Source organism: Streptomyces sp. NPDC002130 (assembly GCF_040296465.1).
GTDB lineage: Bacteria > Actinomycetota > Actinomycetes > Streptomycetales > Streptomycetaceae > Streptomyces.
The window spans coordinates 1-10753 of the sequence record NZ_JBEOXI010000265.1 but is presented as its reverse complement, the minus strand read 5'-3'; the positions used below and the strand labels follow the sequence as shown (position 1 = coordinate 10753).

Genomic DNA, 10753 nt, shown 5'->3' with positions numbered 1-10753 from the left:
CCGAAGAAGTTGCCTGGCGGCACGGATTCATCACCGACGACGAGCTACGCATTCGTGCTGAGAAGCTCCTCAAATCCGGATACGGAAAATACCTTCTCGAACTTCTCGACCGCGGCAAGGACTGGTGACATGGCAGATACTCACGTGATGAGCCAGTATCGCGAACTGAAAGTGCCAGGGGCCTGGGAATTCACACCCAAGCAGTTCGGCGACGACCGCGGAGTCTTCCTCGAATGGTTCCGCGAACCTGGATTCTCCGAGATCACCGGCCGCACGCTCGATCTTCAACAGGCAAATTGCTCGGTCTCCGCTGCCGGTGTCCTACGCGGCATCCATTTTGCCGACGTCCCTCCCGGACAGGCCAAGTACGTCACGTGCGTCAAAGGCGCGATCCTCGATATCGCCGTCGACCTCCGCGTGGGATCGCCGACCTTCGGCGAATGGGATTCGGTCCTTCTCGACGACGTCGACCGCAGAGCGATCTTTCTGTCCGAAGGGCTGGGGCACGCCTTCCTGTCCCTCGAGGACAACTCGACAGTGGTTTACCTGTGCTCGACGGGATACGCCCCCGAACGCGAGCACGAGGCGCGGGGATGACCACCGGGACACCGGAAGGGGCCTGGGCACCCGTGATGCGGCTCAGCTCCGCCTCGCCGGAGCGCACCTGGGCGATCCGGGGGGTGATGCCCGCCGACATCATCAGCCGGCTCATACCGCGACGCTGGCCCGGGGTCACCAGGGTGACCACGCTGCCCGACTCGCCGGCGCGGGCCGTACGGCCGCCGCGGTGCAGGTAGTCCTTGTGGTCACCGGGCGGATCCACGTTGACGACCAGGTCGAGGTTGTCGACGTGGATCCCGCGCGCCGCGACGTTCGTCGCCACCAGCACCGTCACGTCCCCGCTCTTGAACTGGGCGAGGGTCCGTGTCCGCTGGGGCTGGGACTTGCCGCCGTGCAGGGCCGCCGCGCGGACACCGCTGCTCAGCAGGTGCCGGGTCAGTTGGTCGACCGCGTGCTTGGTGTCCAGGAACATGATCACTCGGCCGTCCCGCGCCGCGATCTCGGTGGTCGTCCGGTACTTGTCCGCGTCGTGCACGTGGAGTACGTGGTGCTCCATGGTGGTGACGGCGCCCGCGGACGGGTCGACGGAGTGCACCACCGGGTCGTGCAGGTACGTGCGCACCAGCCGGTCGACGTTGCGGTCCAGGGTGGCCGAGAACAGCATCCGCTGGCCGTCGGGACGCACCTGGTCGAGCAGGGCGGTCACCTGCGGCATGAATCCCATGTCGGCCATCTGGTCGGCCTCGTCGAGCACCGTGATGCCGACGCCGTCCAGACGGCAGTCGCCCCGGTCGATGAGGTCCTTGAGCCGCCCGGGCGTGGCGACGACCACCTCGGCCCCGCCGCGCAGCGCACTGGCCTGCCTGCCGAGGGACATTCCGCCCACGACGGTGGCGAGCCGCAGTTTCACGGATCGGGCGTACGGCGTGAGCGCGTCGGTGACCTGCTGCGCGAGCTCGCGGGTGGGCACGAGGACCAGGGCGAGCGGCTGCCGCGGCTCGGCACGCCGTCCCGCCGTCCGGGCCAGTACGGCGAGGCCGAAGGCCAGGGTCTTGCCGGAACCGGTGCGGCCACGGCCGAGGACGTCCCGGCCGGCCAGGGAGTTCGGCAGGGTCGCCGCCTGGATCGGGAACGGCGCGGTCACGCCCTCGCGGCCGAGTGTGGCCAACAGCCCTGCCGGCATGGCGAGATCGCCGAACGACTCGACGGCGGGCAGCGGCGGCGTGATCGTCTTCGGCGGGGCGAACTCGCCCTGGGGAGCGCGGCGGCTTCCCTGGCTCCCGGAGCGGCGCGGAGCAGCGGAGCGGCGCTCGGCACCGTCGCCCCTCGCGAAACGGTCACGGGTACGGGATGTGTGGGCACGCTTCATGCGAGACCTTCCTTGACGGGGCGCGTAGCAAGGAAATCCGCAGCAGAGGAGCGGCGCAGAGAATCTCGAGACGAGCCGAAGTTGATGCGGCCGGGTCGGACCGGCGGCGAAAAGCAGCGAGCTGGGGCCCGCACCCCTTCAGGTGCGGGCCCCAGCTGCGAAATATGCGCGAGCGCCGATGTCAGGCGGGCACGATGTTCTCGGCCGTCGGGCCCTTCTGGCCCTGCGCGATGTCGAACGACACCTTCTGGCCTTCGAGCAGCTCGCGGAAGCCCTGGGTGGCGATGTTCGAGTAGTGGGCGAAGACGTCGGCGCCGCCGCCGTCCTGCTCGATGAAGCCGAAGCCCTTTTCAGAGTTGAACCACTTCACGGTGCCAGTAGCCATTTTGTTTCTCCTTCGGAGGCGGTTTCAGGAATTCACCTTCTGTGAAATCCGTGTCGCCGTGCTGATTACCCCGTAGGAAATGAACCTTCTGGCAACCACACCTGCAACTGAGATCGACAGTAGCACGGTGGGTTCGGCCGCGCGTCGACCGAAAATTCCGATCCGGCGGATGATCGAGGAATATTCTCTGGGCTCCGCTTCTATTTCTCATTTTGCGGGCACAGATATTGCCCTCCGCGGGCACGGGTCTTCCTGGCGCGCCCTCGGGTGCCGGCCCTGTGACCTCCGCCGACGGGGGATGTGCCGCTGTCACCCGCGTCGGTGGGCGCCGCGCCGGTGAACGCGCCGGAACGCCGCCCCGGCGACAAAGGTCACATCCTCCTCCCGGGCCGCAACGCGACGGACGCCGTCCCCTTCAGCTGAGCGGACCCGCGGCTCCCCGCGGGGCTACCACGGCACTTCCCCCTCGTCGTCGAAGAAGCCGCCGGTCGGGCCGTCGTCGGGCAGGGTCGCGAGCCGGATCGCGACCGCCGCGCCCTGCTCCGGGGTGCGGACGCCGCGGAACCCGTTGAGGTCGGTCGCGCAGTAGCCGGGGCAGGCGGCGTTGATGAGGATGCCGGTGCCGTGCAGTTCCTTCGCGTACTGCACGGTGACGGCGTTGAGGAACGTCTTGGACGGCGTGTAGGCGACGGCGATCGGGCCCGTGTCGCTGCCGGGCGTGGTCTGCCGGGTCAGTGAGCCCACGCCGCTGGACATGTTCACGATCCGCGGCGAGGGCGAGCGCCGCAGCAACGGCAGCATCGCGTTGGTGACGCGGATGACGCCGATCACGTTGGTCTCCACGACCGTCCGCACCGTCGCCGGGTCGACCGAGGTGGGCAGCTGCGGCACGCCGCCGGTGATCCCGGCGTTGTTGACCAGCACGTCGAGACGTCCCGCGCTCTCCTCGACCAGTCGGGCGGCATCCATCACGCTCGCGTCGTCGGTAACGTCGAGCGGCACGCCGAACGCGTCGACGCCGGCCGCCCGCAGTTTCGCCACGGCGGTCTCGCGCCGCTCCTGGTCCCGGGCGCCCACCCCGACCCTCCAGCCGAGGGCGCCCAGACCGGCCGCGATCTCGTATCCGATTCCCTTGTTCGCGCCGGTCACCAGCGCGATCGTCTGTTCGCTCATGCCGTCGATCCTGTCCGGGCCCGATCGCCGGCGGCCAACACCGATCGGGTGGGCGGCGATACCGCACCGGTATCGACGCAGCTCGGCGCAGTACCATCACGCCGTGGAGACAAGGGAGTTGCGGTACTTCGTGGCCGTGGCCGAGGAGCTGCACTTCGGGAGGGCCGCACAGCGGCTCGGGATCGCCCAGCCTCCGCTGTCGCGGGCGATCGGGCAGCTCGAACGGCGCCTGCAGGCGCCGCTGCTGGAACGCAGCAGCCGCGCCGTCACCCTGACGGAGGCCGGAGCGGTGCTCCTGCGGGAGGCCCGCGCGGCGCTCGAAGCCGTCGAGGCCGCCGAACGCCGCACCCGCCGGGCCGCGCTCGCCCCGAGCGGCCGGGCCGGCGTGGTCCTCGCCACGAAGGCCGGCGCGTCCGGCGACCTGCTGGCGAAACTCCTCGACGCCTACGCCGCCGAGCCCGACGCGGTCACCGTCGATCTGCTCCTGTGCGGCATGGGCGAGCAGGGGCCGATGCTGCGGGACGGCCGGGCCGACGTGGCGCTGCTGCACCTGCCGTTCGACACCACGGCCGGTCTCGACACCGAGGAACTCTGCACGGAGGGCCAGGTCGCGCTGCTCCCGGCCGGGCACCCCCTCACCGACCGGCCCCATCTGCGCACGGCCGACGTCACCGGCCTCCCCGACCTGCCGATGCCGCGCTGGCCCGGCCCCGACGGCACCTACCCCGCCGGTCCCGGCCCCCAGGTCCGTGACCACACACAGCTGCTCCAGCTGATCGCGCTCGGCCGCGCCTGCTGGATCGCACCGGAGTCCTGCCGGACCCACCTGCGCGAGGGCCTCGCCGCGGTACCGGTACGGGACGCGCCGACGGTCACGACCCTGATCGCCTGGCCGCCCCACAGCCGGTCCCGGGGGGTCGCGCAACTGGTCCGGGCCGCGGTGCGGGTGAGTGCGTGAGGGGGGCGGCATCGCACGGGCGGGCGTTGCCGGGCGGTGGCGGAGCGGCCGATCCGCTGGACTCCGCTAGCATGTTCGAACTCGCGGTGGTCCCCCCATCGCTCTCCATCTACCCAGCCATTCGGATGAATCGGCCAAAAGATTGATAGCCAGGGCATCGCGGGTGTTTTCGCGAATAAGCGGCATGACGTCGTGGGGTGTGTGGCGCCATCGGCGTGCGGTGCTGTGGGGCGCGGCAGCCGCGGTGGCACTCGCGTTCCTCGTCGCACTGGAGATCGCCGCCCGCCACCACGGTGAGCCCGGCCCGGTCACCACCCAGGTGAGGGCCCTGGTCTTCGCCCCCAAGCCGGGGCCGCTGTACGGCGGTCTGGCGTTGATGATGGTGGTGCTCACCTGGCGGCAACGGTTCATCGCGGCCGGTGCCGCGCTCGGCATCGACGCCGTGCTGCTGCTGGTGCGCCGGGCGGCCGGCGCCGAGACGATCGAGGGCCACTCCGTGGGCACCGGTGCGTTGTGGGTGATGCTGGGCTTCGCGGTCGTCGCCGTCACGCGCCGCACCGGCGGTGAACGCGTCCTGCTGCTGAAGGGCGTCGGTCTGGGCCTGTTGCTGGTGGCCGCCCGCAAGACCGGCGACACCTGGCTGTTCATCACGGCGAAGACCCGCCCGACGGTGCTCGACCAGTACGTGGCGACGGCCGATCACGCGCTGGGCAACCCGTCCTGGGCGGCGGGCCGTCTCGTCGAGGCCACCGCCCCGTTCAGCACCCACCTCCTCCAGCTGGTCTACGGCCAGCTCGCGGTGGCCGCCGTCGTCGTCGCCCTCTACCAGCTGCGCAACGTGACGACCGAGCGCCGCTTCCCGAGCCATCACCTGGTGCGCACGTTCCTCGTGATCGGCCTCCTCGGGCCGGGCATCTACATGCTCTTCCCGGTGGTCGGACCGGTCTTCGCCTACGGCCCGGGCGCCTCCGGCACCGGCGGTGTGGAGTGGGCGGCGGCCAACCTGTGGCCGCACACGGCGCTGCCGGTCAGCACCCCGGCCCCGATGACGTACGACGGCATCACGCCCCGCAACTGCATGCCCAGTCTGCACACGGCGTGGGCCGTCGCGATCTTCGTGCACACCCGCCGGGCCCCGCGGCTGCTGCGGTTCGCGGGCACGTTCTGGCTGATCGTCACGCTCGCCGCGACGCTGGGATTCGGCTACCACTACGGCGTGGATCTGGTGGCCGGCGTGGTGTTCGCCCTCACCATCGAGGCGGCTCTGCGCTCACAGGAACGCGGCTGGGACCGGCCGGGCATCCAGCTGGTCGCCTACGGCACAGCCGTCTTCGCCGCCCTCCTGGTGTCGTACCGCTACCTGCCGATGGAGATGGCCGCCCTTCCCGAGGTGTCCGGGCCCCTCCTCATCCTGGTGATGACCTCGGTGATCTACGGCTACGTACGGGTCACCCGACTGTGGGCGACCCGTACGGTCGCATCCGTCCCCAGCCCCACCGTGGCGTTGGACGACCGCGAAGCCCCGGAAGCGGACACCACGCGGAGGGACGCCATCGCGGGGTGACCCCGGGCGAAGCCCGAGACCGCGCCGCACCCGAGTCGGCTGCCTGCATCCCGTGGGCGAAGGCAAATCGTCGTGGGGTCCACCGCGCCGCCGGTCCCCTCACCGCGGTTCACGCATGCCGGCCCGCCTCGGTCAGTGCCCGGATGGTGGGCGTGCGGAACAGGTCGCGCAGCGGTACGGCAGGCATCCCGCGGCCGCGCAGTGCGGCGCTGATGCGCACGGCCAGCAGGGAGTTGCCCCCGAGTTCGAAGAAGTCGTCGTCGATCCCCACCGGGGTGCCGAGGATGTCGGACCAGATCTCCCGCAGGACCGCCGCCGCACCGTCCGTCCTCTCGGGCGCCGGCGCGGTGGGGGCGGTCCGGACCGGTTCCGGCAGCCGCTGCGTGTCGAGCTTGCCGTTCGTGGTCAGCGGCAGGGCGTCGAGCGCCGTGACGGTCGCCGGGAGCATGTACGCGGGCAGGACGGTCGCGGCCCGCTTGCGGATCCCGGCCGTGTCCAGGTCCGCCGGGACGACGTACGCGTCGAGGCGGGCGGTGGCGGGGTCGGCCGGGTCGTCCCGGCGGACCACCACGGCCGCCGCGTGCACCTCGGGGTCCTCCAGGAGCACCGAACGGATCTCGTCGAGTTCGATCCGGAAGCCGCGGATCTTGACCTGGCTGTCGATGCGCCCGAGGTGTTCGAGGGTGCCGTCCGGCCGCAGCCGCCCCAGGTCGCCGCTGTGGTACTGGCGGCCCTCGGCGTACGGGTCGGGGCTGAAACGGGCGGCCGTGAGGTCGGGCTGTCCGAGGTAGCCGAGGGCGACGCCGGCGCCTCCGACGCGGATCTCACCGGTGACGCCCGGCGGGACGAGCCGGCCTCGCGCGTCCGTGACGTACAGGTGCCAGCCCGGCAGCGCGGGGCCGACGGACTTCGAGCCGGCCAGGGCCAGTTCCCGGCTCAGTGTCTGGGCGGTGACGTGCACGGTCGTCTCGGTGATGCCGAACATGTTGACCATGCGGCACTCGTCCTCCGGATGCCGGTCGAACCAGCGGAGCAGCATGCGGGCGTCGAGCGGCTCACCACCGAAGACGACCAGCCGTACCACGAGCGGCGCATGGTCGGTCTCCAGGAGCTGGGAGAAGGCGGAGGGCGTCTGGCTCAGGACGGTGACCCGCTCCCGGACCAGCAGATCCCGGAATTCCCCGGGTTCGCGGGAGACGAGGTAGGGCACGACCACGAGGCGTCCGCCGGTGAGCAGGCAGCCCCAGGTCTCCCAGACGGAGAAGTCGAACGCGCCGGAGTGGAAGAGACTCCAGACGTCGTCGGGGCCGAGGCCGTAGTCCTCGCGGGTGGCGTCGACGAGCGCGACGACGTTGCGGTGCGGTACGACGACGCCCTTGGGACGGCCGGTGGAGCCTGAGGTGTAGATGATGTAGGCCGGGGCGTCCGGGCCGCCGCCCGTGGGGAGTTCTCCGGCCTGCCCGGCCGCCGCGATCAGCTCGTCGGGGGTGACGGGGGTGCCGGCGTCGGCCGGGTACTCCGCCAGCCGGGTGACGACCAGGTCCAGGCCGGCGTCCCGCGCGGTGTGGGCGAGCCGGTCGGCGGGATAAGCGGGGTCCGTGGGCACGTACGCCGCACCCGCCTTGAGGACCGCGAGCATGGTCACCACGAGCTCGGTGGTCCGCTCCAGGCAGATCCCGACCCGGTCGCCGGGCGCGACCCCCCGTGCGACCAGCCCGCGTGCCACCTGTCCGGCCTGTTCGTCGAGCTCGCGGTAGGTGAGGACGAGGGTGCCGTCGCCGACCGCCGGGGCGTTCGGTGTCGCGGCGGTGACCCGCGCGAGTACGTCGGTGATCCGCTCCGGTGTGCCGGGCGGTGTGCCGGCCGGCCGGCCGAGCAGCGCGACCCGCTCGCGCTCGGCCGCGTCGAGGAGTTCGATGTCGTCGACGAGCGTGTCCGGTGTCGCCCGCGCGAACTGTCCGAGGACATGCGCCAGGTGCCGCAGGAAGGTCTCGACGATCCCGGCCGAGAAGTGGCTGTGCCGGTACGCGGCCCACAGCCGGGTCCCCCCGGCGGGCTGCGGCAGCAGGGCCAGCGTCAGGGGGAAGGGCGGCGCGAGGCACGGCAGATGCTCCGTCGCAGCGCCGGCGCCGAACGGCGAGCCGCCGGGGGCCGGTTCGAGGAGGCCGGCGAGCACCGGGCTGTCGGCCGGCGCCGGCTGTGCCGGCCGGAGGGCCGCGGCCGGGGCATCGACGGGAACCTCGATCCGCAGGGCACCGCGCCGGTCGGTGGCCACGCAGACGTCACCGCTCGCCCCGTGGCCCGCGTAGCGGTGGAGGGTGAGGGCGAGCGCCGCGAGGAAGCCGGTGGCGGCGGGGCCGTCGGGCAGGTCGAGCGCCCGGGTCCCCCACGAGGTGTCGCCCCGAGTGCCGCCACCCCAGTCGGGGGCGGGAGCCGCGGACGGCGGTGTGACGGGCGCGGCGGACGGCACCGGCAGCGGTCCCGCCGCCCCGGAGACCAGCACGTCGACCAGCCGGTCGAGCCCGTCCCGGTCGAGCACCGCGCGGTCGGCGACGACCACCAGATCCGCGACGTCGTCCCGGTGGCGCAGCAGCACACAACGGACCGAGGCCGTGGGCCGGTTCAGTTCCGCGGCCCGCAGCCGCCGTGCCGCCGGTTCGCCGGAGCCGACCGCTGTCTCTTCCACCCACAGCCGCCAGGGCCCCACCGCGGCAAGCCGGGCGGTCAGCTCCGCCGCGGCCACCGGGCCGCTCATCCGGACCCGTACGGCATGGCACTGTTCCCCCGCCATGGGGTCCCCCGCCATGTGTCCACCCGTCATGGGTGCCGCCATCATGGGTCCCCCCATCATGCGTCCACCCACCATGTGTCCACCCGCCATGTGCTCCCCCACCATGGGGCGTCCTTCCTCTCTCCCAGCTCTCACCACGGCCGTCTCTTCCGGCCCGCCCGTCAGCGCGCGGTGAACCCGCCGTCCACGGTCAGTACGGAGCCGGTCACCTGCCGGGAGTCGTCCGAGACCAGATAGACCACGGCGGCGGCGACGTCCTCCGGCTCGATCAGCGCGTTCATCGGCTGCGCCTCGGTGAACGTCTGCTCGTGCTCGCCCACCTGCACGTCCAGGGCGCGCGCGATCTCGGCGAGCATCCGGCCCTCGGCGGTCGGGTCGTCCCGCACCGATCCGGGGCAGACGGCGTTGACCCGTACCTTGGTGGGCGCGTAGTCGAGGGCGGCGGCCTTGGTCAGGCCGATCAGGCCGTGCTTGGCGGCGACGTACCCGGCGAAGTGCCGGTAGCCGACGAGTCCGGCCGTCGAGGAGACGTTGACGATGGAACCGGAACGGCGGGCGCTCATCGCGCGGGCGACCGTACGCATCACCCGCCACGCTCCCGTCAGGTCGACGTCGATCATCAGCGCCCACTCGTCCTCGGCGATGTCGTGCACCGGCTTGCCCGAGGGGGCCGCGATGCCCGCGTTGTTGACGACGGCGTCGATGCGGCCGAAGCGGTCCTCGGCGAGGGCCACGGCCGACTCCACGGAGGCCAGGTCGCGTACGTCGCAGGCCGCGGTGAGCACCGCGGCGCCGGCCTTGCGGCACAACGTCGCCGTGTGCTCCAACTGCCCCTTGGTGCCCAGTGGATAGGGCACCCCGGCCAGGTCGTCGCACACGTCCAGCAGCGCGAGGGCGGCCCCCTCGGCGGCGCACGCGAGCGCGGTGGCCCGGCCCAGGCCCCGGGCGGCGCCCGTGACCAGAACGGTCTTCCCGGTCAGACGCACTGTTCCTCCGCTGCCCGGTTCAGCTCCTCGGCGACGGTCCGGAGCAACTCCGGTGCCGACCCGGTCAGGTACATGTGCCCACCGGGCAGCTCCACGGCGCGGAAACCCGCGACCGTCGTGCGGGTCCACGCCTCGGCCTCCGCGCGGCTGACGAGGGTGTCGTCGGCACCGCGCAGACTGGTCACGGGCACCGGCAGGGCCCGGTCGTCCGCCGGCCGGTACGACTCGTGCATCTCCACGTCCGCGCGGAGCGTGGGCAGGATCAGCTCACGCATCTCGGGGTCCTGGAGGGCCTCGTCCGTGTAGCCGGCGAACTCGTTGACGCGCTCCAGGAACGCGTCGTCGTCGAGTCCGGTGGCCTGGCGGGCCCGTGGCTCGGCGGGATGCGGCGAGCCGCTGGCGAACAGCCGGGCGACCCGCACCTCGGGTACGGCGACGAGGCGACGTGTCAGCTCGTAGGCGAGGACGGCGCCCAGGCTGTGGCCGAACAGGGCGATCCGGTGCGGGCGCGGGCCGTCGTCGAGCGTGGCGAGCAGATCGGTGAGCAGCCCGTCGGCGGCGGCGCTCGCGTCCCGGTACGGCTCCTCGTCGATGAGCCGCTCGCGCCCCGGGAGCTGGAGCGGCAGGACGTCGAAGCCGTGCGGCTCGGCGAGACGCTGCCACGGACGGTAGAAGGAGGCACCCGCGCCGGCGAAGGGCAGGCACACGAGCGAGATGCGGTCGGCCATGTCAGCGGTCCTGGGAGGTGTCGGCGGCCGGGCGGGTGCCGGCCGCGAGGCGGGCGTCGTAGGTGACGGGCAGCTTCACCAGGCCGCGGCTGGTCGAGTTGTCGAAGAGCCAGTCGACCTCGTCGGCCGGGACGGCGAGGCGCAGGCCCGGCAGTCGGCGCAGCAGGGTGGTGAAGGCGATGTTGCCCTCGACGCGGGAGAGCGGGGCGCCGACGCAGAAGTGCGGGCCCTGGCCGAA

At 72.1% G+C, this 10753-nt stretch carries 8 protein-coding genes and 2 pseudogenes; 3 read left to right on the top strand and 7 right to left on the bottom strand.

What is annotated here, in order from left to right; translation table 11 throughout:
• Positions 1-129: 129 nt before the first annotated feature.
• Positions 130-597, top strand: coding sequence for a dTDP-4-dehydrorhamnose 3,5-epimerase family protein (locus ABT116_RS34275; RefSeq protein ID WP_351641893.1), 468 nt, complete (start codon positions 130-132; stop codon positions 595-597).
• Positions 598-820: 223 nt separating this feature from the next.
• Here the strand turns inward: ABT116_RS34275 and ABT116_RS34270 are convergent.
• The 3 genes and pseudogenes from ABT116_RS34270 to ABT116_RS34260 all read right to left on the bottom strand — a co-directional run.
• A pseudogene (locus ABT116_RS34270) lies at positions 821-1744 on the bottom strand (DEAD/DEAH box helicase); the annotation flags it as partial.
• A 367-nt stretch (positions 1745-2111) separates the two neighbouring features.
• Positions 2112-2315 (bottom strand): cold-shock protein, encoded by a 204-nt coding sequence (locus ABT116_RS34265; RefSeq protein ID WP_184848139.1) that lies wholly within the window; start codon positions 2313-2315, stop codon positions 2112-2114.
• A 447-nt stretch (positions 2316-2762) separates the two neighbouring features.
• The gene (locus ABT116_RS34260) at positions 2763-3488 is read right to left on the bottom strand and encodes an SDR family oxidoreductase (RefSeq protein WP_351641889.1); all 726 of its coding nucleotides are present in this window, start codon (positions 3486-3488) and stop codon (positions 2763-2765) included.
• Between the two features lie 103 nt (positions 3489-3591).
• Between ABT116_RS34260 and ABT116_RS34255 the strand changes: the two genes are divergently transcribed.
• Together ABT116_RS34255 and ABT116_RS34250 are read left to right on the top strand one after the other, a co-directional pair.
• A complete protein-coding gene (locus ABT116_RS34255; protein ID WP_351641887.1) occupies positions 3592-4446 on the top strand; it encodes a LysR family transcriptional regulator in 855 nt (284 codons plus the stop codon).
• Positions 4447-4630: 184 nt separating this feature from the next.
• Positions 4631-6010, top strand: a complete 1380-nt coding sequence (locus ABT116_RS34250) for a phosphatase PAP2 family protein (RefSeq protein WP_351641885.1) — start codon at positions 4631-4633, stop codon at positions 6008-6010.
• Between the two features lie 109 nt (positions 6011-6119).
• On the opposite strand, the gene ABT116_RS34245 is transcribed toward ABT116_RS34250, so the two are convergent.
• From ABT116_RS34245 to ABT116_RS34230, 4 genes and pseudogenes are all read right to left on the bottom strand, one after another.
• Complete coding sequence (locus tag ABT116_RS34245) at positions 6120-8831, bottom strand: amino acid adenylation domain-containing protein (RefSeq protein WP_351641882.1); 2712 nt, start codon at positions 8829-8831, stop codon at positions 6120-6122.
• Between the two features lie 131 nt (positions 8832-8962).
• Entirely contained in the window at positions 8963-9787 is an 825-nt protein-coding gene (locus ABT116_RS34240; RefSeq protein ID WP_351641880.1) for an SDR family oxidoreductase, read from the bottom strand.
• Complete coding sequence (locus ABT116_RS34235) at positions 9778-10515, bottom strand: thioesterase II family protein (protein WP_351641878.1); 738 nt, start codon at positions 10513-10515, stop codon at positions 9778-9780. The genes ABT116_RS34240 and ABT116_RS34235 overlap by 10 nt, the downstream gene beginning before the upstream one ends.
• Position 10516: 1 nt before the next feature.
• Positions 10517-10753: pseudogene (locus ABT116_RS34230) on the bottom strand (cytochrome P450); the annotation flags it as partial.

Excerpts from the sequence above, each read along its gene's own strand:
- ABT116_RS34275 (WP_351641893.1), top strand. The coding sequence starts at position 130 with ATGGCAGATACTCACGTGATGAGCCAGTATCGCGAACTGAAAGTGCCA.
- ABT116_RS34265 (WP_184848139.1), bottom strand. The coding sequence starts at position 2,315 with ATGGCTACTGGCACCGTGAAGTGGTTCAACTCTGAAAAGGGCTTCGGC.
- ABT116_RS34260 (WP_351641889.1), bottom strand. The coding sequence starts at position 3,488 with ATGAGCGAACAGACGATCGCGCTGGTGACCGGCGCGAACAAGGGAATC.
- ABT116_RS34250 (WP_351641885.1), top strand. The coding sequence starts at position 4,631 with ATGACGTCGTGGGGTGTGTGGCGCCATCGGCGTGCGGTGCTGTGGGGC.
- ABT116_RS34245 (WP_351641882.1), bottom strand. The coding sequence starts at position 8,831 with ATGACGGGTGGACACATGGCGGGGGACCCCATGGCGGGGGAACAGTGC.
- ABT116_RS34235 (WP_351641878.1), bottom strand. The coding sequence starts at position 10,515 with ATGGCCGACCGCATCTCGCTCGTGTGCCTGCCCTTCGCCGGCGCGGGT.